A 21,095-nucleotide genomic window follows, 5' to 3' on the forward strand; every position below is an offset into this window, starting at 1 on the left:
GTCCCAAATGGCTGGCGGATCATTCGCCAGCCATTCGCCCAGCCACTAGACAATCGCCACGCGGACAGCATGAACGCTCAAACTGAAGCCGCCTTGCAAGAGGTCGCGCCACGCCTTCGCATGGATGGGATATCGAAATCCTTCGGCGGCGTGGTCGCGCTTCACGATGTGGATTTCGTGTTGCGCGCCGGCGAGATCCATGGGCTCGTTGGGGAAAACGGCGCCGGCAAATCGACCCTGATGAAGATCATCGCCGGTGTGCACGCCGAATATAACGGCCGCATGTTCATCGACGGAGAGCAGGTCCATTTCCGCTCGACCCGAGACGCGCTTGCGGCCGGCATCGGCATGGTGCATCAGGAACTGAGCGTCGTTCCCGATCTAACCGTCGCTGAAAACGTGTTCCTCGGCAAACAGCCGACGAAGGGAGGGCTGATCGATTGGCCCGGCATGGTGTCCGCAGCCCGGCAACAACTCGCCAGCCTTGGCATTGAGGTCGATCCCCGTGCGTCGATGGGGTCGTTGTCGATTGGCCTTCAGCAGCTAGTTGAACTCGCACGCGTGCTCTTCTCGGGGGCGCGGATCATCATACTAGACGAACCTACTTCGGCGCTGTCACCCCCTGAGGTGCATCGCCTGTTCGAGGTGCTTCGCAGTGTTCGTGCAAGCGGCCGCAGCATCGTCTTCATTTCCCATTTTCTCGACGACATCCTCTCGGTTTCGGACACGGTGACCGTCTTCCGGAATGGCCGCCGTGTCGTCACAGAAGCCGCGGCCTCGGTCGACAAAGGCTGGGTTATCGAACGTATGATCGGCAGCGGTCACGAGGAGTTGGAGGAAAGCTATACCGGCGCCATCGCCCTCAACAGCAAGTCCGAGGCGCCCGTCGTCCTTTCAGCGAGAAATCTTACGGTAGGAGGCGCGGTCGCCGATGTGTCCCTCGATGCGCGGGCCGGCGAGATTCTCGGCATCTACGGCTTTATGGGGTGCGGCCAAGTCGAACTGGCGCGGACACTGTTCGGCAAGCTCAAGCCGAGCACCGGGATGTTGGCCATCGAGGGCGCGGCGAAACGTTTCCGCAATACGGCGCACGCTCGTCGCGCGGGAATAGCCTTCGTTCCGGAGAGCCGGCGTTCCATGCTGTTTTACCAGGAACCGGTCTATAAGAATGTCTCGATCAGCGTGCTTGGCCGCATCTCGCGCCTCTGGTTGAACCTGGCAGTGGAACGCGAGATCGCCAGCCGCCAAGTCGAACTGCTAAATATCCGTCCGCCGAATGTGATGGCGCTGCTCTCCAGTCTTTCCGGCGGCAACCAGCAGAAGGTCGCGCTGGCGAAATGGCTGACATACATCCCTAAGGTGCTGATCTTGAGCGAGCCGACCCGAGGCATGGATGTTGGCGCCAAAGACGATGTCGTGAAGATAGTGCGTGCGTTGCGCGACCAGGGCCTTGCTGTCATCGTTGTCTCGGCCGAGCCCGAAACCGTCCTGTCGCTCGCCGACCGTATCATCGTCATGAAGAAAGGCCGGATCGTGCGCGAGTTCGCCGGCGAAACGATCAGCAAGGACCGGCTACTCGACGCCGCTTGAGGAAGAACGCCCTATGATCATGCCAGTTCAAGAAACCTTGAAAGGGTCGCAGTCGCGGGCCGGCGCCTTCCTGCGCAACCGGATGCGCAACATTGCGCCGTTCGCCACGCTGATCATCCTGCTCGCGTTCTTCAGCATCGCCAGCCCATCTTTCCTCAGCGTCGACAACGGGGTCAACGTGCTGACGCAGATTTCCGTCACGGGCGTCATCGCGGTGGGGCTCACTTTTGTCATCCTCTGCGCCGAGATAGATCTTTCTGTGGCGGCTATCGCCAATGCCACCGGCATTGCCGTTGCTTATTTCACAATGCAGGAATCATACGTCAACATTCCCAACATTCCCCTGCCAGGCTATGCGGCGATCGGGTTGGCGCTGCTCATCTGCGCCTTCCTGGGCCTGGTCAACGCCTTTGGCACGACGCTGATTGGAATTCCCTCGTTCATCATGACACTGGCCATGATGCAGATCGGCGCTGGCATTTGCGCGCTTTTGGTGCGCGGCCAGATCGCCTATGCCGTTCCCGATCTGGTTACGATGATGGGTTCCGGCACGATAGGCGGATTTCCTTGGATCATCATCGTGCTGGGCGTATTCCTGTTGGTCGGTCATATTGTTTTGACCTACACGCGCTTCGGCCGATATATCTACATGGTCGGTGGCAACCGCGAAGCGGCGGAATATTCCGGCGTCAACGTCAAACTGGTCTTAGGCGCGGTGATGGTCATTTCAGCGGTCTGTTCCGGTGTCGCCGGGATGATTGGCGTGGCGCATTTCGGCAGCGCCCAGCAGAACGAGTTCGACGGATATCTGCTCGACGCCATCGCAGCGGTGGTGGTCGGTGGCACCAGCCTCTTTGGCGGCCGTGGCGGGATTGGCAACACGATCATCGGCCTGTGCATACTCGGCGTTCTCAACAATGGCCTCGATCACGTCCAGATCGACAGTTTTTTGAAAATCCTCATCCGGGGGATCATTCTGCTCGTCGCGCTGATCATCAATGTCTATGTGCAGAATCTACGTGATCGGGAACGCGTCTGATGCCCAGCGGTTACTAAGGGGCCAGACTGCGGCTTCCCGGCACTGGCTCTTGCGACAGATTTGGGCTTTTCACCGGCCGAAGTTTAGATGGCAACTCGTGTGCGCTGGGTGCGCTCAGCCGTCATGGCGAAAGGCATCGCATTACCGCGTGCGTTCCTGTGCACTCGGTGCGACTTGAAGTCCAGCGACGCCTCGGCGCTGCTGCAGTAGAGTTGCTATTTGCCGTACCGCTGCTCCAGCGCTTCGGCAATGTGTGCGCAAAGCATCTCCCCGGTAGTCTCGGCACGCGCCGCGCTATGGGGAGGAGAGTATTGCTGGCGGCATGATCCGGTGGTGAAGATCGTCGCCCGCAATGAGGCTTGCCGGCGAACAGACTGGACCCGCCCTACACATCCAGCCTGAGAAAAAAAGAGCCGTTGAGGCTGTCTTTGAAGCGGCATGTCGTAACCGCAGCAATCGATGGGCATGCGCTTTCTTACCCGCTCGAGATAGCAGTCTTTGCTGAGCAACCAACCTCACTTTCGCCAACTACGCTGCCCTCGCTGCTTGGATGGTATGAAGCATCTCCGGTCTTAGATGCGTGTAGCGCCGTAGCATCTTCCAATCTTTGTGCCCTGTGACCAGCGCGACCTGTTCAATTGTAAACCCAGCTTCGAAAAGACGGCTCGTGCCTTCGTGACGCAAGTCATGAAAATGAAGGTCGTGGATGTTCAGCTCTGCGCACCCTCGACGGAAGGCAGTGCCTATTGACTTATGATTAAATGGGAAAATTCGATCATCGTCATTGCTGCGCCTTCCCCGCTGCTCCTCGACAATGGCCCATGCATCGTATCCAGATGCCGCAAACAGCGGTATGCGCTGATTGTTGCCATTTTTGTTTCGCGGATCTTTACGGTCACGGATGAGGAGCATGCGCGAGCGAGATTCCAAGTCGGACCAACGCACCTTGCAGATTTCTTCCTGGCGCATCGCGGTTGCGACGGCGAACCGAATGATCTGGCTAATCGGTGCAATTTGGCGAGGGTTTGCGTCGAAATGATCAATTAGCTTGTCGAGTTCTTCCTGTGTCGGTCGTCTATCGCGCTGCTGGCCTTTGCCAACGAGACCGAGCCTCGTTAGGGCGACGCGCGCGAAATCAACCGGTTCGACCTTGACGGGCAGGCCGTGGACCGCAGCGGCGTGTGTCAGAACAAGTTTTATAAAGCCGATGTCGATACCGACGGTCATCGGTCCGGCACCTTGGGCGGCGCGATCACGACCAAAACGAATGAGCCGTTCGCGATCGAGCGCTGCGAGGTTGCATTTCCCCAGATGCCGTCGGAGCATATCGAGGGCAGCGGCCTTGGAGCGGCGAGGGGACTTGCCTACATCGCACATGTCGTCGATATGAAGGTCAATGAGATCGCCGAACGTTTTCAGGCGCGCTATACGGGACTTGGTCGGCGTCTCACCGCGATCGACTTGGCGCTCGGTTTCGGTCGCCCAGCGCCGTGCGTCGTCTCGGCGCAGGAAGGTCTCGCTGACGTAGCGACCTTTGCGACGGACTTGGACACGCCAGGAACCGGACGAGAGCTTTGTGTAGGTGGCCATATTTTCGTGTGCGCTCCGTGTGCACTGAGAGATCGAAACGTGGCGAAAAGGGTCGTATTCCGGCGTAAATTTGTGTGCACTCGGTAGGTTCTAACAATTTGATGCTAAACGAAAAATGCTGAAAAATCAAGAGCATAGAGTGGCCGTGGCCCCGATGAAGGATGAGGTTGATCCGCAGGGTGGCTGGTATTCGACAACCGATGCTGAGTGATGCGGAGCTATACGGTGCAGTCGCGATTTGGCGTGCGCTTCTCGGCTGGAATATCGACGGTATGACATGGAAGGCCGATTCCGTGGGCTACCACCACCGACGGCCAAATCGGCCACTCCATGCGCTGCCGAAACGACCGCCACCAGCAACCAACCGGATGATGAGGAGAAGCACAATCGCGCCGACGGTGGCGTTTACTATCAAGCTGATCGTTCCAGTCCCAAGATGGATGCCTAAGCGAGGTAGCAGCCAATCACCGATGAACGCGCCGATGATCCCGATTGCTATGTCAGCGATCAGACCAAAGCCGGCCCCCCGCACGATCTTTCCAGCCAACCATCCGGCGATAAGGCCGACCACCAATATGACAATGATGCTCTGGTTCGACAGATACATGGTGTGACCCTCCCTAGTAGCTCGGCGCGTCAATCAGCGGCCGCGCCCCTTTCGGCGGCCTGTATTTCTTCACCAGTTTGACCGTGTTGGTGTCGACCGTGACGCGTCCAAGCGCCTGCACTGTGACACGGCCTAACTCCTCGTCGACGTAAACGACCTCGCCGTCGAACCTAAGCTTGTCGCCCGGCTTGGCGATCGGATTGATGATCGAATTGGGATGCAGGGCCGTCCGGACAATCAAGGTGACGCGATCCTCGATCCTCTTGCCTGCCGTGGCGCTGATCCCCACGGTGTCACCGATTTTGATTTCCCGCACCATGATTATGATTCTGGCGCAGTGAACCTCATCGTCAAGAGATTGCTAACATGGGTGACGGATCATATCAGGTCGGCTCGAGGCTCCAGGCAATCAGTCCAACAAGCGCGTTCCTCACAATACTGATTGGTCGGACGATACGAACGGCGGCTTTCCTAGATGCGCGCGATATCAGTGTCGAGGTCTTCCAACCAACGCGAACTGGTCGGGATCGAGTTGCTCGGAGTTGCGGCCGAACTCCCCGTCACGGCTCTCGACGACAGCCGCCATGTCGCGATGCTGTCAAACTCGATTCCGACGGCGCTCCGCCAGCACTAGTTCTCGGCATGGCTAAAGACAACGGTCCCGTTGTCCTTGCGGACCTCAACGGATACAGCCCCATCGTCGCCTCTTCGAGCTTGGAACATGGCCATTGCATGATCCTTCGCCACCTTCTCAGCGTCAAAGGTCACCTTGTCGATGATGCCTTTTCGCCCATACCAAATGACGGTGTAGGCCATTGAAGATCCCATGCTTGCACTAAGCATATAGGAGTTTGGGCCGGATCGCGACAACGGGTTTTGCCCCCTCAAAATTCGAACTGAGACACTACCGCCAAGCCGGGCAGTTTGCAGGGTTCCCATTTTTACAGTGAGAAGCGCAAGGCTCTCGCTCCGTGGTGACGCCTGCATACCATCCGGCTACAGAAATGACGACATCCCGACGGACGTGGAACATTCCGCTGTTGCTTGCAGTGGGCTTTCGACGCGGCGAGGGCACCCTAGAGCTATAGCTAAGCTTCAGGAAAGTTTCGTGATCAGGGTTATGGTCGGCCGGCGCTCATTGGGCGGGGGCTTGGGGTCTAAAACGAGCGCCGGCCGGTGGCGTTCCGATAGGTCCGCCGCGCGGCAAATGTAGCGTCCGACGAATGGGCGTCAAGCGGCGTGATCATGGAGGAGCCCTCTTGTTTAGGTTGTCCTCTAGCATGCGCGCCTTTCTTGGATGACGGCCGACTACGCGGCACGTTGCCAACGTGTGTGCGTTGGAACTGAGTTGGGAGATGCACGTTTCCCGTGATGGTCATTTTCAATGACCTGTACGGAGGATCAAATGAACATAAAGATGCTCACCATGGGCGCGCTGACGGTTGTGATGATGACTGGTTCAGCACTCGCCGCTAGCAACACATCCGCTCTCGACGATCCTGCCAAGATGTCCCCGTTCTTCACCGATGCAGGCATGAAAACGTTGAGGTCGGAGAAGGATTTCAAGACCGCTTGGATGTCCATGAAGCCCGATGAAAAGAAGGCCGTGTTGAAAGACTGTGGCGATACCACACTTAACAAATCGCACGCCGATTTCTGCGCAATGGCGAAGAAGATGGGTGGCTAAGGCCAGCCTGCGCAAACACGGACAAATGAAGGCTAGCTGTTTGTCCCCCTTCACGTGGTACATTGAACGGCCCTATCAGGAATCGAAACGTCAGTGTCTCTCTATCGGATAACCCCGATCGGCAATGTCCCGCCGATCGGCCCGTCAAAGATGGGGATCAGCTACAACCAGCTGAAGACAGCCAGCCCGCTGTCTTCAGCTTCTTCAATGTCAGCCCGAGATGGACCGTCAGTCGGTTAAAATTAGTGGCAATAGGCATAGGATCCACAATTCACATCGGCGCTGGACTGATAACATTTGCAGTCGCAATGGCTCAGATATTGAGCGCCTTCCGGGCAACAGGCATTCGCAGATCCGTCGCCAAGGGCGTCGGCACGGCATCCCACTCCGGGCGGTGATCGCCAAGCGCGCCGTCGCGAAGTCCGTGGCCGACAAGTTCCTGTTTCATACCTACGGCGCCAATCCGGTCGCCTGTGCCGCTGGACGCGCCGTGCTCAAGGTGATGCGCGAGGAGCGGCTACAGGAGAACGCCGCCACGGTCGGCGGCGCGCTGAAGGAAAGGCTGCAGCTCCTCAGGAAGGAATTCCCGTTGATCGGTGACATAAGGGGACAGGCCTGATGCTAGGCATCGAGCTGGTGAAGGACCGCACAAGCAAGGAACCGGCGCCTGAGGCAACGCTGCAGGTCTGTGAAGAGACCCGGCGCCACGGCCTTGTCGCCAGCCGCTCGGGCCCCTATCGCTACGTCATCAGAATGTGCCCGCCGCTCTGCCTGTCGATGGCAGATCTCGACACATGGTCGACGGCTTCGCGCGCAGCTTCCGGACGGCGGCACCCTCATCACCCGATCTCGGCGTTCGATGGTTCGCTCAATCTCAATGGGCCGAGAGCACCGGCGCCAAATGACCATCCGAGTGAATGTCATCGGAGAGCTATCGCTCCTTTTTGGGAAACCGTCTCTGAGCAGGTCGCGTGCGCAACGGCAGCTTTTTCAGAAATGCCTTGATAGCGGAGTGTTCGCAGACGGCCCCAATTGAGACATTCCACATCTCTAAACGCAACGTCGTCCGCTGGCGAGGCTACGGTGCGCGGGGCTTCGCGCCGCCCGCCACTCGCCAACTATCGTTGCGTTGGCTGGCCCTTTTGCTTCTCATGCTGTTCTGCATTGAACGCCTGCTCTCCCTTCGCGATCCATAGATCCCGCGCATGCTCACCTTCATGGCTCTGGAGCTTGGCGGCGATCCAGACCATCGCTCCATAGATGATGGCGCGATCGTCGTTGGTCAGCTCCACGATACGTGCCTTGACGACGAGTCCACCGAGTTCAATCAACTGACGGGTGCGCTTGCGGCGCTCGACTTGCCAGCTGCGCATGTCATGCCGAGCCCGTGCCGCTTGCCGGCGATAGCGGGCTGCCCGGTTGCGCTGGAGCGCTGCGCAGGTTGCGTTGAGATACCGGAGCAGTTCGCCGGAGCCTGCTCTCGAAAAACATCGCCCCACGCTTGGCCCATGCCTCACGCTTTGCAGTGTCCTTCGTCTCGGCGAGTGCGACCAACGCGCCGGCCAGTTCGTCGGTGCTGAGTTGATCGGCGCCGGTGGCGATCACCAGCTCGCCAAGCTGCTGCACCTTTCGCGTCTTGAGTTCCCGCGCCTTGTCTTCCAGTGCCTTCAGTTCCGCGTCGAAGTCCCGTGGTTTACGCATGGCCGTCTCCATCGATTGTCGATGCAGGGATGATAGGGGAGCGTCTGCGAGAAGGCTTCAGGGTTGCCGAGACAGCCCGGGACGGGCTGGTCCATCCCGAGAATTTTTCGAGGGAGGGCGCGCTTATACGTCGTGCCGACGTGCGCTTTGCCGTGCAAATGATCCTGTCGCGATGGCGATCTATCATCTTCACGTCAAGGTCATTGGCCGCAAGGCAGGCTCGAGTGCCGTAGCGTCGGCCGCCTACCGCTCGGCCTCGCGGCTGCGTGACGAGCGCATCGAACGCACTCATGACTTCTCGGCCAAGCGCGGTGTCGTCCATTCCGAGGTGATGCTGCCGGACAATGCGCCGGAAGCCTGGAGCGATCGCGAGCGGCTCTGGAACGACGTTGAAGCCTTCGAGGTGCGCAAGGATGCGCAGCTTGCCCGCGAGGTCGAGTTCGCCCTGCCGCGTGAACTGAGCCAGGCGCAGGGCATCGATTTGGCGCGCGACTTCGTTCAGGCGGAGTTTGTCAGCCAGGGAATGGTCGCCGATCTCAACGTGCATTGGGACAGGGCAGAGGATGGCAGTCCCAAACCGCATGCCCATGTCATGCTCACCATGCGGTCGGTCGACGAGGACGGTTTCGGGGCGAAGGTGCGGGACTGGAACCGCACGGAGTTGGTCGAGCGCTGGCGCGAGCGATGGGCGGAGCTGGCCAATGAGCGTCTGGCCGAACTCGACATCGACGCCCGCATCGATCATCGCAGTCTGGAAGCGCAGGGCATTGCCTTGGAGCCGCAGACACAGATCGGAGCACCAGCCCAACGCATTGAAGGCAGCGGCCTCGACGCCGCCGACATCGGAGCCGATCGCGCCGAACTGCATCGGGACATCTCACGCAACAATGGCGCGCGCATCATTGCCGATCCATCCGTGGCGCTGGATGCCATCACGCATCAGCAATCGACGTTCACCCGAAAAGACATTGCGAAGTTCGCGCATCGCCACAGCGACGGAATGGAGCAGTTCAACAAGGTTGTGGCAGCCATCAGCAACGCACCCGATCTGATTGAACTAGGCAAGGACGGACGCGGTGAAGATCGCTTCACCACCAGGCAGATGATCGAGACCGAACAGCGTCTCCATCGCGCAGCGGACCACATGGCTGGTCAGGGGCGCCATGCGGTGAGTGATGCGCATCGCGAGGCAGCGCTGACGCGGGCTGCGCAACGCGGTCTTGTCCTGTCAGGCGAGCAAACTGATGCGCTGGATCACATCACAGATGGCTGCGGTCTTGGTGTCGTTGTCGGCTTTGCCGGCACGGGCAAGAGCGCCATGCTGGGTGTTGCGCGCCAGGCATGGGCAGCGGCGGGCTATGAGGTTCGAGGCGCGGCACTCTCCGGTATCGCGGCCGAGAATCTGGAAGGCGGATCAGGCATCTCGTCACGCACCATCGCCAGTATGGAGCATAGCTGGGGACAGGGACGCGATCTGCTGACCGCCCGCGATGTCCTGGTGATCGACGAGGCCGGCATGGTCGGCACGCGCCAGTTGGAGCGCGTGCTTTCCCATGCCGCCAACGTTGGCGCGAAGATTGTCCTCGTAGGCGATCCGCAGCAGCTGCAGGCGATCGAGGCCGGCGCTGCGTTCCGTTCGATTCATGAGCGGCATGGTGGCGTCGAGATCGGCCAGGTGCGCCGGCAGCGCGAGGACTGGCAGCGAGATGCCACGCGCGATCTGGCAACCGGCAGGATCGGCGCTGCGATCATCGCCTACGACGACAGAGGCATGGTGCATCAGGCCGCGACGCGCAACGAGGCGCGCAGCGAACTGGTCGAACGCTGGGATCGCGACAGGCAGGCAGAGCCAGAAGCAAGCAGAATCATTCTCACTCACACAAACGACGAGGTGCGCGCGCTCAACCAGGCAGCACGCGAGCGCATGCGCGCTGCCGGCGATCTCGGCGACGATGTTCAGGTGGATGTCGAACGCGGTGCAAGGACCTTTGCCAGTGGCGACCGCATCATGTTCCTGCGCAACGAGCGCGGGCTTGGCGTCAAGAACGGCACCCTTGGTATGATCGAAGAGGTCAGCACACAAAGCATGGCCGTGCACACCGACGATGGCAGGTCGGTGCGCTTCGACCTGAAAGACTATGCTCACTTCGACCACGGGTATGCGGCCACCATCCACAAAGCGCAGGGCATGACAGTCGACCGCACCCATGTGCTGGCCACGCCAGGCATGGATGCGCATGGCAGCTACGTCGCACTGTCGCGGCATCGAGATGTCACGGACCTGCATTACGCGAGCGATGACTTCGCCACGCGGGACCGGCTGGACCGTTCGCTGTCACGCGACCGCGCCAAGGATATGGCATCCGACTATGAGCAAATCGACCCGGCGCAGAGCTATGCCGAGCGGCGTGGCATCACCTTCCGCCAGCGTGTGGTCGAGATCGTGCGCCGGATTGTTCCGGAAAAGCTACGCGACAGGATCGACGGGCTGCTCGACGGGTTGCGCTCGCCTGGAGACGCCGAGCCCAGCCAGGACCGTGGCCGACGACCGGGAAGGGGAGACGGTGGAAGGCAATACGGCGATCCCGGCCCCGTGCCAGGAATAGAAACTTCCACCAGAGGCGCGCAGCGCGATACGGATGCACCGGTGGACGCGGAAGCGGCGTTGCGCAACGCTCGCACGAAGGCCCTTGTGCGACACGCGCGCGCGATCGACGTGATCCTTCGCAGCGGAACTGCCGACGGGCAGGGCAGTCCCGACCAGATGCAAGAACTGAAAGATGCCCGCACCGCGTTCGAGAAGGTTCGGCCTCATGGCTGGCGCGATGCCGAAGCAGCCTACGTCAAGAATCCCGAGCTGGTCCGTGAAGCGGGAGCCGGCCGCGTCAACCGCGTCGTGCTGGCTCTCCAGCTTGAAACGGAAATCCGCACCGGACTGGACACCGATCCGGGTCGCCGCGCAGACCGTTTCGTGGAACGCTGGCAAAAGCTCGACCGAACGAGCCAGGTCCAATATCAGGCCGGCGACATGTCGGGCTACAGATCAACGCGCTCGGCTATGTCGGAAATGGCAAAGAGCCTCGAGCGCGATCCTCAGCTTGAATCCCTGCTTGCCAATCATAAAAAAGCGCTTGGTATCCAAGTCGAATCCGGCCGGCGCCTTGGTGTGGAACTCGCATTCAGCCACGGCATCGGCAGAGGCCGTAGCCTTGGACTCTGAGCCCTCCGATTTGCCGCCGTTTCCACGCTCCAGATCGATGAGATGACAAATCGGATTGCGCGCGGACTTGGTCGTCCTGTCTGGTTTCAGCAGGTGCCAAATGCTCTCAAGGAAAGGCAAAGCAGCCATGCCTGAACCGGATCGTATCATTCGCCTTCGGACCGTCCTCGCGCGGACCGGCTTGTCCCGCTCAACGATGTACCGGAAAATCGCCGAAGGCACGTTCCCGGCTCAGATCAAGATCAGCACAAACGGGGCGGGTTGGAGAGAATCCGATATCAATCGGTGGGTCGGCAATCCGGCTGCATGGCGAATTGAGCGTCAGGTCTGACTGCGAGACGAACGAACACCAGGGCCACCGCCATTCTCTGGAATAAACTCGATCCCAGCGGCTTCAAATGTGGTCCGGAGGGCGGGAATGGTAGCGTCCTTGAGTTGTTCTCCCCGTTCAAACCGAGCGACAGTATCTGGTGAGACGCCGGCATTGCGAGCCAAGTCTCTCGTCCCCCAACCGAGGGCAACCCGCGCCATCTTGCACTGAACGATGTTCATTTCGCAACATCGATACGATTTTCGTTGATCTGCTTCGCTCAAGGCCCCCAGCATGCCGCCCAGGCTTCCTTCGCTTCCGAGCGTGCCGACGTTCAGCCGGGATTAACGTGCCCTACATTCGACAGACGCTATAGGAGACCGGCAGGTCCTAACAAAGGGCAAGTCAATGAAAGCTGCCGGTGAAATAGCAACTACCGTCATTGTTCTTATCCTCGGAATTGTCGTAGGACTTCCGACGGGTCTAGTTATAACTGCCACTCTGGCAGACAAATTCGGCACCTTTGAGTTAGGCAAGGCGCTGGGAGAACTTGCCGTTGGCGGCATTTTCGGCGCAATTGTAGGTGGCGTAATCGCCTTGTTCATCTTGAGCCGAATGAGAGGCGGCCCGGATAATCAGGGATCAAGTCAGGATTGGCGAAACGAACGCTAGAGAACCAATTTGCGTAGCATGCGCGGTAAGATGAGGGGGTACGGGGGGAAGTCGCGCATGCCAGTGATCCAATCACCCGCTCAGAAATTTCCATCAAATATTCTGACCCGTTTTGGTACGATTTCGCCTCTTGATTTTTTCAGAAAATGACCCCACGAATCGCCGCCTGGGGTAGGAGGCGATCATGGGTACTCAGATATCCGGTCTTCGGTCACACTCCGCTCAGGACGTCATCCATGCAGTGTTGAAGGACGCCCCCGTGGGCAGTGTCGTCTCCGTTAAAGCGACCCTCGAAGCTGTTCGTAGGAAGTGTCCTCAGCTAGCCCAGACTGACTGTGAGCTGATCGAGTTGATGATCAGTATCGCAACCGTGGATGACGTGTTCCTGGTGTTCGATCTTCGCGAGTCAAGTGCGGTCACTGATAAATTTCAACCAAATACTGACGCCTCTGGAACACTCTAGACCAAGTTAAGTTATGAGCGAGGACAGATCGGGACCTCCTCATGACTGCAATCTTTCTGATTGATCGGGCGGTATGGCTTCGGCTCATCACTTCGAAAGACTTCCAAACGCAGCTCCGGAGGCTCTTGGGCTTGACCGTAGAGTTGTCTATTCCTGCGCCATTCGGGGCTCTACTGGAGTAACTTAACAAGGCCGAGGTCGCCCACGAACTTGCAACCAAAAGGAAGCCGCCATCTCCCTCCATTGGTTCTCCTCAGCGGTAACCGTATCGACCAGCCAGGCCGGCGTCAGGTTCCAAGTCAGCAACACCGAGACTGCCACTGCAGAACTCATGAAGTGGACCAAACGTGGCCCTCACTGGAACCGAGCGGTGCGCGTGTGCATGGCATCACTTGCCGATCAGGCGACACCTCAGGAGGTCCGAAGGTGCTTCCGGCTGGCTGCCAAGGAGGAGGGGGTGCTGCTACCTGAGTAACAAATGTTATTGACGCGGGGGAACAAATGCTCATGCGGCCCATTAAGCCGTGGGGAACTCCAGCAAAAACGGCACTCGTATGTCATCAGGTGTCATCCTATTGGTTGAGGATGAGGGCATTCTACTCTGGGACGTTGAACAATCCTTGGTCGAGGCGGGGTTCGAAGTCGCGTCAGCGTTTAACGCTGCCACTGCGATAGAGACGTTTGATCTTGATCCAGAGCGCATCTCGGCTGTTTTGACGGACATAAGGCTCGGGGAGGGCGCTACCGGCTGGGATATCGCCCGTCATGCAAGGGTCGCTAGGCCCACCCTTCCCATCGTCTACATGAGCGGCCATGGTGCAGACGATTGGCCGTCAGAAGGGGTGCCGAACAGCATCATGATCTCCAAGCCGTTCGTCATGGCCCAGGTTATCACTGCGCTGGCCACCTTGCTGAACTCTGCTTCCTCTCTGGGGATCTCCTGACTACCCTGGCCCCCTCGGCCACACCTTGGGGAGAACTCCAGGGGGCCTGAGGAGGACAATCAGTGCCACAGTGGAAGGGGTTCTGCGCCTCACCTATTCACACATAAGCGGCTGCCCGATATCGTGAGGACGAGTGGGGCTATCCTGATGGGGCCTGACGACGATCTGATGTCCCGTATCGAGGCTGCGCTTGTTGGTGGCCACCTCAGCCAATGGTAACGTCAATTCCTCCTCGACATGCGTGACCGTCTGGTGAATTACGGCCCACGCATGCGGCTGAGCGCGAAGCAATGGTCCAAGCTCTACGAGACCATCGGCCCCGCACTGCCAACGCACCATCGCAGCCGCGCGCGAAAAAGCCCCTATCGTCGCCACGCTGGCAACCGCGCCGCTGGCGAAGACCGATTGCTCGTGAGGCCCGGTACTTGGCAGCCCGGTTCGTGAGAACCTTTGGGATCGTTCTGGCATTGGTCGTCGCGCCCCTGATCTACCCGTTCGTTGTCAAGGGCGGGCACGTAACTTGGCCGAGCATGCCATCCTTTGCCAGATCAGACGTAGCTGGGGACAGGGTGCCACTTGCCAGAACACAGTTCACCATTACGGACGGCGATACCATTCGGCTCAGCGGTTCTACGAAGGGTACCCGGCTGGTCGGCTTCAATGCCCCCCGAAAGCATTGAGCCAAGGTGCGAAGCGGAGGGAACCTTGGGCGTCGTGCGAAGGCGCGCCTCCAAGAACTGGTTGCCGCCGCGAAGGTGGAGTTGAAGATGGTTCCGTGTTCTTGCCCGGCAGGGACGGAGGGCACCGACAGGTGCAACTACGGGCGAAGTTGTGGCTCACTCTTTGCCGACGGCCAAGATGTGGGCGACGTATTGGTGTCAGAAGGGTTGGCTGTGCCTTTTGCCTGCGGCTCCACATCCTGTCCGCCGACACCACGCCCTTGGTGTGGGTAGGCTGCGTTCATGATCACTTTCTCGGCGCCTTCCCGACGAACCTAACTCCTTCGTCAAGCCGACCCACGGACCCCATCTGGTGACGAATTCGGCGACGCCTCCGTCTTCACCGACGAAGGCAAGCAATTCGAATGCGCGCTCGATTTTCGAGGACGTTGATCAAAGTTGAATCCACGTCCCGTTTCGGTTGCCGGATGCACCGCCGACCTGACCGAACCGCCGCTTCTGGTCATTAGAAAGGGTCTCCATGGATGTCGCGGACAAGGCGCAAAGCGGCCGTTTTTCACCCCTAGCCAGAACCACTCATTGCGACATCTAGCTGCGGATGAATGTGACTTCGCTGGTCGCAATTGCCGAAGGAGCAGCGCAGGTCAACGGCCACGTGCTATTTCAGCTCCAACGCCGCTTGCACAAATCCATCCCCATATCCGACCTCGTTGACTGCATTAGCCCGCCTAATGTCGGTTAATCGACGTCGACTTTTTTCTGGAGAGCAACTCCGCCACTTCGATTTCCAACGCCTTGGCGAGGCGATCGGCCACATCAATGCTGGCGTTGTAGACACCTCTCTCCAGGGAACTGATGTACGTACGATCAATGTCGGCACGGTGTGCAAGCTCCTCCTGCGACAGGCCTTTGGCTAGTCGGGCCGTTCGCAAATTCCGAGCGAATACCTCACGTATCTCCATGGGTGGGAGATCAACGATTTGAAGAGTATTTCACCACGGAGTATTCTCTACAAAGATTTGTTGTGCTAGCATCCTCGCAGCTAACACGGGAGCCACAAACGGATGGTCGATCGAATGATGGCTGGAGCTCCGAATACCAATTTGCGTCGGAACGGCGGAACGCCAGCCCAGCGTCGGGAGAGCGGCAAGAGCCGGGACGCTGTTTCCGATCCGGCTATTGCGTTGTTCACGAGCTGGCAGCAGGCCCAACGCGTCTCGCTGGTGTTGTGTCGTCTGCAACAGCGTTTGGAAACACGCGTACTCGGCGCGGCGCCGCGGGAAGCGGTGGACGAGAAGATCGTCTACTCGATCGCCTATCAAGCGGAGGTCGAAGCTATGACGGCTGCCTTGAAACTTCAGGACGAACTGCCTCAAACTCCGGCGCGGTCGCTTCTTGGTGTTGTCGCTAAGCTCGAAATCATCGCCGGCGCGGATCGCGACATCGACGATCCCACCGACTTTCCCTGGCCGCATATTGCTTCGATACTTGATGACTTGAAGGAAATCACCGGGAGCCTGCCGCTGGAACGGCCAGATCGGTTGGCCATTGATGCGGATTGCAGGCGATATCGCGCGATGGCTGCCGACCTGGTCGGTCTACAGACCCAAACCGAGAATCTCGACTTGAGGCTGCGACCCGCCGTTGGGATAAAACCGGAGTAAAAAAAGAAACAACAGCGTAAATAACGGCCATTCGCCGCTGGGGCAATTTCAGCGAATCTTGTCCCGATGCAGATGTGGTCGGGACAGAAACAGTGAAGGCAGCACGGCGCGCGGCAAAACGCGGCGTTAGACGCGATGCAGAGGCCGATCTGTTTTCGCGCCCGCGCGTCGTCGACGAAGCATTTCTGGAACGAACGGTCCGCTTGTTCGAGGCGCGAATGGAGCAGCCCCTGTCAACGGACGATGCCCGGCAAATCGTCGATAATCTCGGTGGCTTCTTTCGCATCCTCGCCGAATGGGACCGGATTGACCGGGGCGAATAGCCGGCGCGTCATGGCCGCTTGATCGCGGGCTCTGTCGGTCCGCAACCCGATGACCAGCGAGGGAAGGACGCACCCCAGATGAACCAGCGACTTGTCCGGATCGCCAGGCCCGCAGGCCTTGTAAAGGCGCTGCTCTACGCGCGCGTCTCCTCCAAGGAGCAGGAGAAGGAGAAGGAGAAGGAGAAGGAGAAGGAGAAGGAGAAGGAGAAGGAGAAGGAGAAGGAGAAGGAGAAGGAGAAGGAGAAGGAGAAGGAGAAGGAGAAGGAGAAGGAGAAGGAAGGCTTCTCCATCCCGGCGCAGTGCAAGCTGCTACGCGACTACGCCCTGCAACAGCGGTTCGACATCGTGCAGGAGTTTATCGACGTCGAGACGGCCAAAACCACCGGCCGGATCAACTTCACCGAAATGGTCAAATACCTACGAAAGCATCCCGGCATTGGAAGCGTCCTGGTCGAAAAGACCGACCGGCTCTATCGCAACCTGAAGGACTGGGTGACGCTTGATGAACTGGATGTGGAAATCCACCTCGCGAAAGAAGGTGTGACTCTATCGCGAGACTCGCGCTCATCTGAAAAATTCATGCACGGCATCAAGGTCTTGATGGCCAAGAACTATATCGACAACCTGTCGGAAGAAGCCCGCAAGGGGCAGATGGAGAAGGCGGAGCAGGGCATCTGGCCGACTAAGGCTCCGCTGGGCTATGTCAACACCACGGGCAAGGACGGCAAAAGGTTATCGAGCCGCATCCTGAACTGGCTCCAGTCGTCACGCAGCTGTTCGAGCGCTACGCAACCGGCCAGTGTTCGCTCAAGGCCTTGGCTAAGGCAGCCCATGGCGATGGGCTGATCTATCCCAAGAGCGGCAATCCGGTTCCGGTCAGCACCGGGCATATGATCCTGCGCAACCGCCTCTACACGGGGCTGTTCCAGTGGAACGGCAAATTGCACCAGGGCAAGCACGAACCTCTCGTATCGATCGAGCTATGGGAGCGGGTCCAGGGCGTCCTGACGGGCCGCAATGCGGTGCCAACCCACCCGATAGGAAACGAGTTCGCCTTCACCGGCCTGATGACCTGCACTGAATGCGGCTGTGCCGTCGTGGCGGAGATCAAGAAGGGCAAATATGTCTACTATCATTGCACGGGGCATACCAACAAAGGCCGGGGCGGATATGGTGATTGCCGCCGCAAATATGTCCGCGAGGAAGTGCTCGATCAGGCATTCGCCAACCTGCTCGACCGGTTGCATTTCGACGAAGAGATACTGGAATGGGTCAAGGCAGCCCTCATGGCCAGCCATGCCGACGAGCGCCGCGAGCATGAACAGGCGATCCATCGATGCCAGGTCGAGTACAAGCGGCTCGAGGATCGGCTGCACGCCATGTATCTCGACAAGCTCGATCGCCGCATCGACAACGCCTTCTACGAGCGGATGTCAGCGCAGTGGCGAACCGAACAGACGCGGCTGCTTCGCGAGATAGAGCGCCATGGTAGCGCCGAGGAATCATACATGGAGGATGGTATCCAGCTGCTGGAACTGGCACGCAACGCCAGCCGACTGTTCGCGAAACAGCCTGTGCACGAGAAAAAGCGGCTCTTGAATCTCGTGCTGTCGAACGGCCAATGGGACCAAGGCGAGGTTCGCGCCGTCTTCAGGCAACTGTTTGATCTACTTGCGAAAACGGTCGCATTCTGGAGCAGTAACAGGCGCACAGCAGACCGCTGTGCCGACAGGGAGTCCAGTTTGGCTGGGGTTCCTGGAACCTTTTCGACCTTTCTGGCTCGCACCTCCGGCGAATTGCGTGCGCTTTTAGGAGGGGTCTGGATGGCCGAGCGATGCCACTGCTACGAGGTTGGCTGCGGGCACAGCATGTCGCACTCGCCCAGCTTATTGCGGTACCGACGCCACTGGGCTATTTTAGCAGTTGTGGGAACAGCATCTGCCATCCATCGCGGGTGCGACCTTGCCGTTTCGGCAGATTGGAAGTCTTTAACAGATCAGGTTGTCGCAAGCTGTGTCTTGTGCCCTCCAGGTCATGAGCAGTTAAGGATGCGCCATGCTGCGATGTTTTGCGTTCATTGCGGCCCTGATGCTCGCGTGCTTCACGGCATTCCAAGCTTGTGCCGATCGAAGGGTTGCCCTTGTCATAGGCAATTCCGAATACCGCGAGATTCCGGCTCTCAAGAATCCGGACAAGGATGCCGAGGACGTGTCGAACACCTTCCGGCTAGCCGGATTCGACGTGTTCGTCGCCAAGGACCTCACCAAGATCGAATTCGAAAAGCAGTTCCGCAACTACCTCGCGGCGGCGGACGGCGCCGATCTGGCGATCGTGTACTATTCCGGCCATGGCTTTCAGATCGGCGGTGAAAATTTCCTCATCCCGGTCGATGCATCGCTCACGAACGCGGCCGACATTGAGGTCCAGGCCGTCAAGCTCGACGATGTGCTGCAGCAGTTGAGAGCGAAATCGAAGATCCAGGTGATCATCCTCGACGCCTGCCGCAATAATCCGTTTCCGCGCAAAGACTATTGGTTGCGAGACCAACTGATCACTGCCGGCGACACCGGCCTTGCGCAGGTGAAAAGTTCGCTGAACACGCTTATTGCCTTTGCCACCGAGCCCGGTGCCGTCGCCTATGACGGAAGTGGCGATCTCAGTCCTTTTTCCTCCGCCTTCTCGCGTCGCGCACTGGCGCCGAACCAGGAGATACGCTCGGTCATGGCGGCCGTTCGCCGGGATGTGGTCGAGGCCACGGCCGGTAAGCAGGTGCCTTGGGAAAACTCCTCGCTTATCGACGAGGTCGTCCTCATGCGTCGCGCCAGCCGGCCCGCACTGCCGCCCGTGTTGGAAAAGGTCGTGCCATCCGGCGTCGGCCCTGTCGCGCTCGACCTGCCGGAGCCGCTGGATGTCGATGGCGGCCCGGTCACCGTCAGCATCGAGAGACCGCCGGCGCTCGGGCGTCTGATTTTGGACGGCAAGCCGGTTGCGGCGGGTGAGCCGATCGCCGGCAAGGATCTCCCGCGATTGCAGATGGACGTCCCTAAGGGCGCCGGCATCCAGGAACTAGTCGACATGATGGCCTATGCCACACGCGACAATTGGGGTGGCGAATCCCAAGGCATCCTGGTCTTCCGAGTCAAGAATGGAGAGGGCGCCGAGGGCAAGCAGCTTGTGGCCTCGCTCGAGTCCGAGCAGAAGCAGGAAGTGGTGGAACGCGGCATTCACATTACCGGCGCCGCCGAAGCGATCGAAAACCGTGACGTCCAGGTTCCCGTCGGCGTCGGCCCGGTTCCGTTGAAGCTGGATTTCCCGACCAAGGATCCCGCGGTCAGCCTGAAACTTGCGAGCTATCCGGCAACGGGAACGTTGTCCCTGCCGGATCGGGCCTTGTCGCCTGGCTCGAGCGTGATGGCCGATGAGGTCGATCAGTTGCGTTACGAACCACAGATCGGCGCCGTCAAGCCACTCATAGTCGGCTTCGAAATCCGGGCTGACAACACCTCGCCAAAGCCGGCGACGATGAAGCTGTCGCCCAGCGTCGACCCATGCGACAGGGAGGCCGGGGAACCTCTTGACCTGCAGGGCGTCGTCCCCGGTCTGTTGCCGAATGAGATCAGCGGCAACGCCGTGGACGTCTGCAGGGCGGCGGTGAAAGCCTATCCGGGCGTCGCTCGCTTCCACTATCAACTCGGTCGCGCACTGCTTGCGGTCGGCAAGGTTGATGACGCGAAGAAGGCGATCCAGGAGGCTGCCGACAGGGGGCATGTCCGCGCAGTGTTCGAGCTTGGCTATATCGCTTCATCCGGCATCGGGGCAGCCGTGGATCCGAGCAAGGCGAACGGTTTCTATGCGAAAGCGTCCGACAAAGGCGACCCCTATGGAATGACTGCCTGGGGCCGCGCCTTGTTCAACGGTCTCGGCGTTAAGCGTGATACGGGCAGGGGCCTGGACCTGCTGCTCAAGGCGGCGGCCATGGGCCACACCTATGCTATGAACGACCTCGCCGCGATCTTCACCGAAGGTCGCAATGGCGTGCCTGCCGACCCGGCTCGGGCCGTTGCCTTCCTCAAGGCGGGCGTCGAGCGCCAGGACATGTATTCCATGAACATTCTCGGACGCAACTATCTCAGTGGGCGGGGCGTAGAGAAGGACACAAAGCAGGCGCAGGCCCTTTTCCAGAAGGCGATGGATCTCGGCCAGCCCTATGCGCCCGGCAGTCTCGCGCGCATGTACCGGGACGGTGACGGCGTGGAGCAGAATCTTGCTGAAGCGCAGAAGCTGTTCGAACTGGCGACCGATCGCGGCGACTATTCGGCCGCCTATGATCGCGCGGCTATCGAGATGCAGAAAGGAGGCAAATCCGATCAGGTCGTCGCCGTCCGTTATCTGGCTTTCGCTGCAGGGCTCGATCTTCGCAACGAGTTGCCGAGCGCCCGGACCACGCTGGCGCAGTTTGGCGCTAAACCGAAGACGGCTGCCCTCAAGCAGCTACGCTCGGAACTCAAATCGAAAGTCCCCGCGGGCGGCTCGGTTGACGATCAATTGGTCAAGACGGCGAGAGCCGTCTGGGAGCAAGCCAATCCGCGTCGCGATCTGTTCTGA

23 protein-coding genes and 1 pseudogene are annotated in these 21,095 nt (G+C 59.5%); 15 read left to right on the forward strand and 9 right to left on the reverse strand.

Going from position 1 to position 21,095, the window contains the following annotated elements; all coding sequences use genetic code 11:
• Nucleotides 1-45: 45 nt before the first annotated feature.
• Nucleotides 46-201 (reverse strand): hypothetical protein, encoded by a 156-nt coding sequence (locus FJ970_RS19505; protein ID WP_227792221.1) that lies wholly within the window; start codon nt 199-201, stop codon nt 46-48.
• On the opposite strand from FJ970_RS19505, the gene FJ970_RS19510 reads away from it, so the two are divergent.
• Together FJ970_RS19510 and FJ970_RS19515 are read left to right on the forward strand one after the other, a co-directional pair.
• Complete coding sequence (locus FJ970_RS19510) at nt 178-1,590, forward strand: sugar ABC transporter ATP-binding protein (protein WP_265336235.1); 1,413 nt, start codon at nt 178-180, stop codon at nt 1,588-1,590. The genes FJ970_RS19505 and FJ970_RS19510 overlap by 24 nt on opposite strands.
• A gap of 13 nt (nt 1,591-1,603) precedes the next feature.
• Entirely contained in the window at nt 1,604-2,629 is a 1,026-nt protein-coding gene (locus tag FJ970_RS19515; protein ID WP_140765541.1) for an ABC transporter permease, read from the forward strand.
• Nucleotides 2,630-3,157: 528 nt separating this feature from the next.
• Here the strand turns inward: FJ970_RS19515 and FJ970_RS19520 are convergent.
• The 4 genes from FJ970_RS19520 to FJ970_RS19535 all read right to left on the reverse strand — a co-directional run bounded on the left by FJ970_RS19520 (nt 3,158) and on the right by FJ970_RS19535 (nt 5,642).
• Nucleotides 3,158-4,219: a tyrosine-type recombinase/integrase gene (locus FJ970_RS19520; protein ID WP_227791851.1), complete on the reverse strand. Its 1,062-nt coding sequence runs from the start codon at nt 4,217-4,219 to the stop codon at nt 3,158-3,160.
• A gap of 298 nt (nt 4,220-4,517) precedes the next feature.
• A complete protein-coding gene (locus tag FJ970_RS19525) occupies nt 4,518-4,826 on the reverse strand; it encodes a GlsB/YeaQ/YmgE family stress response membrane protein (RefSeq protein WP_140765756.1) in 309 nt (102 codons plus the stop codon).
• 13 nt (nt 4,827-4,839) lie between these two features.
• Nucleotides 4,840-5,145 (reverse strand): hypothetical protein, encoded by a 306-nt coding sequence (locus FJ970_RS19530; protein ID WP_140765754.1) that lies wholly within the window; start codon nt 5,143-5,145, stop codon nt 4,840-4,842.
• Nucleotides 5,146-5,456: 311 nt separating this feature from the next.
• Nucleotides 5,457-5,642, reverse strand: a complete 186-nt coding sequence (locus FJ970_RS19535; RefSeq protein ID WP_140765752.1) for a hypothetical protein — start codon at nt 5,640-5,642, stop codon at nt 5,457-5,459.
• 589 nt (nt 5,643-6,231) lie between these two features.
• Between FJ970_RS19535 and FJ970_RS19540 the strand changes: the two genes are divergently transcribed.
• The 3 genes from FJ970_RS19540 (at nt 6,232) to FJ970_RS19550 (ending at nt 7,518) form a co-directional block, all read left to right on the forward strand.
• Complete coding sequence (locus FJ970_RS19540) at nt 6,232-6,513, forward strand: hypothetical protein (protein WP_140765750.1); 282 nt, start codon at nt 6,232-6,234, stop codon at nt 6,511-6,513.
• Between the two features lie 424 nt (nt 6,514-6,937).
• Entirely contained in the window at nt 6,938-7,132 is a 195-nt protein-coding gene (locus tag FJ970_RS33660; protein WP_265336183.1) for an aminotransferase class III-fold pyridoxal phosphate-dependent enzyme, read from the forward strand.
• A complete protein-coding gene (locus tag FJ970_RS19550; RefSeq protein ID WP_210243085.1) occupies nt 7,132-7,518 on the forward strand; it encodes a hypothetical protein in 387 nt (128 codons plus the stop codon). Before FJ970_RS33660 ends, FJ970_RS19550 begins: the two co-directional genes overlap by 1 nt.
• Before the next feature lie 113 nt (nt 7,519-7,631).
• Here the strand turns inward: FJ970_RS19550 and FJ970_RS19555 are convergent, their stop codons facing one another.
• Both FJ970_RS19555 and FJ970_RS19560 read right to left on the reverse strand, forming a co-directional pair.
• The gene (locus FJ970_RS19555) at nt 7,632-7,886 is read right to left on the reverse strand and encodes a conjugal transfer protein TraD (RefSeq protein WP_140765748.1); all 255 of its coding nucleotides are present in this window, start codon (nt 7,884-7,886) and stop codon (nt 7,632-7,634) included.
• A 1-nt stretch (nt 7,887) separates the two neighbouring features.
• Entirely contained in the window at nt 7,888-8,214 is a 327-nt protein-coding gene (locus tag FJ970_RS19560; RefSeq protein WP_140765746.1) for a conjugal transfer protein TraD, read from the reverse strand.
• Nucleotides 8,215-8,386: 172 nt separating this feature from the next.
• On the opposite strand from FJ970_RS19560, the gene traA reads away from it, so the two are divergent.
• Together traA and FJ970_RS19570 are read left to right on the forward strand one after the other, a co-directional pair.
• A complete protein-coding gene (gene traA / locus FJ970_RS19565; RefSeq protein ID WP_140765744.1) occupies nt 8,387-11,434 on the forward strand; it encodes a Ti-type conjugative transfer relaxase TraA in 3,048 nt (1,015 codons plus the stop codon).
• A gap of 127 nt (nt 11,435-11,561) precedes the next feature.
• On the forward strand, nt 11,562-11,765 hold the full coding sequence (locus FJ970_RS19570; protein WP_140765742.1) for a helix-turn-helix transcriptional regulator: 204 nt from the start codon (nt 11,562-11,564) through the stop codon (nt 11,763-11,765).
• Here FJ970_RS19570 and FJ970_RS19575 read toward each other — a convergent pair.
• Nucleotides 11,756-11,986 (reverse strand): helix-turn-helix domain-containing protein, encoded by a 231-nt coding sequence (locus FJ970_RS19575; protein ID WP_227791853.1) that lies wholly within the window; start codon nt 11,984-11,986, stop codon nt 11,756-11,758. The genes FJ970_RS19570 and FJ970_RS19575 overlap by 10 nt on opposite strands.
• Nucleotides 11,987-12,152: 166 nt before the next feature.
• Between FJ970_RS19575 and FJ970_RS19580 the strand changes: the two genes are divergently transcribed.
• The 3 genes from FJ970_RS19580 to FJ970_RS19590 all read left to right on the forward strand — a co-directional run bounded on the left by FJ970_RS19580 (nt 12,153) and on the right by FJ970_RS19590 (nt 13,823).
• Nucleotides 12,153-12,416 carry a hypothetical protein gene (locus FJ970_RS19580; RefSeq protein ID WP_140765740.1) on the forward strand — a complete coding sequence of 88 codons (264 nt, stop codon included), beginning with the start codon at nt 12,153-12,155 and terminating at the stop codon, nt 12,414-12,416.
• Nucleotides 12,417-13,111: 695 nt separating this feature from the next.
• On the forward strand, nt 13,112-13,354 hold the full coding sequence (locus tag FJ970_RS19585; RefSeq protein WP_140765760.1) for a DUF982 domain-containing protein: 243 nt from the start codon (nt 13,112-13,114) through the stop codon (nt 13,352-13,354).
• A 79-nt stretch (nt 13,355-13,433) separates the two neighbouring features.
• A complete protein-coding gene (locus tag FJ970_RS19590; protein WP_140765738.1) occupies nt 13,434-13,823 on the forward strand; it encodes a response regulator in 390 nt (129 codons plus the stop codon).
• Nucleotides 13,824-15,231: 1,408 nt separating this feature from the next.
• Here FJ970_RS19590 and FJ970_RS19595 read toward each other — a convergent pair.
• On the reverse strand, nt 15,232-15,465 hold the full coding sequence (locus FJ970_RS19595) for a helix-turn-helix domain-containing protein (protein WP_140765736.1): 234 nt from the start codon (nt 15,463-15,465) through the stop codon (nt 15,232-15,234).
• 102 nt (nt 15,466-15,567) lie between these two features.
• Here FJ970_RS19595 and FJ970_RS19600 point away from each other — a divergent pair, with 102 nt between their 5' ends.
• The 5 genes and pseudogenes from FJ970_RS19600 (at nt 15,568) to FJ970_RS19620 (ending at nt 21,095) form a co-directional block, all read left to right on the forward strand.
• Entirely contained in the window at nt 15,568-16,167 is a 600-nt protein-coding gene (locus tag FJ970_RS19600; RefSeq protein WP_224590304.1) for a hypothetical protein, read from the forward strand.
• Between the two features lie 92 nt (nt 16,168-16,259).
• Entirely contained in the window at nt 16,260-16,490 is a 231-nt protein-coding gene (locus FJ970_RS19605) for a hypothetical protein (protein WP_181178849.1), read from the forward strand.
• A gap of 78 nt (nt 16,491-16,568) precedes the next feature.
• On the forward strand, nt 16,569-17,336 hold the full coding sequence (locus tag FJ970_RS19610) for a recombinase family protein (RefSeq protein ID WP_227791854.1): 768 nt from the start codon (nt 16,569-16,571) through the stop codon (nt 17,334-17,336).
• Nucleotides 17,264-17,662: pseudogene (locus FJ970_RS19615) on the forward strand (recombinase family protein); the annotation flags it as partial. The gene FJ970_RS19610 and the pseudogene FJ970_RS19615, both read left to right, overlap by 73 nt.
• Nucleotides 17,663-18,578: 916 nt before the next feature.
• Nucleotides 18,579-21,095 carry a caspase family protein gene (locus FJ970_RS19620; protein ID WP_227791855.1) on the forward strand — a complete coding sequence of 839 codons (2,517 nt, stop codon included), beginning with the start codon at nt 18,579-18,581 and terminating at the stop codon, nt 21,093-21,095.

The sequence above is a fragment of the Mesorhizobium sp. B2-1-8 genome, from assembly GCF_006442545.2.
Taxonomy (GTDB): Bacteria; Pseudomonadota; Alphaproteobacteria; order Rhizobiales; family Rhizobiaceae; genus Mesorhizobium.

Coding starts and splice junctions, on each gene's coding strand:
- FJ970_RS19505 (WP_227792221.1), bottom strand. CDS start 201: ATGGATCTCGCCGGCGCGCAACACGAAATCCACATCGTGAAGCGCGAC.
- FJ970_RS19515 (WP_140765541.1), top strand. CDS start 1,604: ATGATCATGCCAGTTCAAGAAACCTTGAAAGGGTCGCAGTCGCGGGCC.
- FJ970_RS19520 (WP_227791851.1), bottom strand. CDS start 4,219: ATGGCCACCTACACAAAGCTCTCGTCCGGTTCCTGGCGTGTCCAAGTC.
- FJ970_RS19525 (WP_140765756.1), bottom strand. CDS start 4,826: ATGTATCTGTCGAACCAGAGCATCATTGTCATATTGGTGGTCGGCCTT.
- FJ970_RS19530 (WP_140765754.1), bottom strand. CDS start 5,145: ATGGTGCGGGAAATCAAAATCGGTGACACCGTGGGGATCAGCGCCACG.
- FJ970_RS19535 (WP_140765752.1), bottom strand. CDS start 5,642: ATGGCCTACACCGTCATTTGGTATGGGCGAAAAGGCATCATCGACAAG.
- FJ970_RS19540 (WP_140765750.1), top strand. CDS start 6,232: ATGAACATAAAGATGCTCACCATGGGCGCGCTGACGGTTGTGATGATG.
- FJ970_RS19550 (WP_210243085.1), top strand. CDS start 7,132: ATGCTAGGCATCGAGCTGGTGAAGGACCGCACAAGCAAGGAACCGGCG.
- FJ970_RS19555 (WP_140765748.1), bottom strand. CDS start 7,886: ATGCGCAGCTGGCAAGTCGAGCGCCGCAAGCGCACCCGTCAGTTGATT.
- FJ970_RS19560 (WP_140765746.1), bottom strand. CDS start 8,214: ATGCGTAAACCACGGGACTTCGACGCGGAACTGAAGGCACTGGAAGAC.
- traA (WP_140765744.1), top strand. CDS start 8,387: ATGGCGATCTATCATCTTCACGTCAAGGTCATTGGCCGCAAGGCAGGC.
- FJ970_RS19570 (WP_140765742.1), top strand. CDS start 11,562: ATGCCTGAACCGGATCGTATCATTCGCCTTCGGACCGTCCTCGCGCGG.
- FJ970_RS19575 (WP_227791853.1), bottom strand. CDS start 11,986: ATGAACATCGTTCAGTGCAAGATGGCGCGGGTTGCCCTCGGTTGGGGG.
- FJ970_RS19580 (WP_140765740.1), top strand. CDS start 12,153: ATGAAAGCTGCCGGTGAAATAGCAACTACCGTCATTGTTCTTATCCTC.
- FJ970_RS19590 (WP_140765738.1), top strand. CDS start 13,434: ATGTCATCAGGTGTCATCCTATTGGTTGAGGATGAGGGCATTCTACTC.
- FJ970_RS19595 (WP_140765736.1), bottom strand. CDS start 15,465: ATGGAGATACGTGAGGTATTCGCTCGGAATTTGCGAACGGCCCGACTA.
- FJ970_RS19600 (WP_224590304.1), top strand. CDS start 15,568: ATGGTCGATCGAATGATGGCTGGAGCTCCGAATACCAATTTGCGTCGG.
- FJ970_RS19610 (WP_227791854.1), top strand. CDS start 16,569: ATGAACCAGCGACTTGTCCGGATCGCCAGGCCCGCAGGCCTTGTAAAG.
- FJ970_RS19620 (WP_227791855.1), top strand. CDS start 18,579: ATGCTCGCGTGCTTCACGGCATTCCAAGCTTGTGCCGATCGAAGGGTT.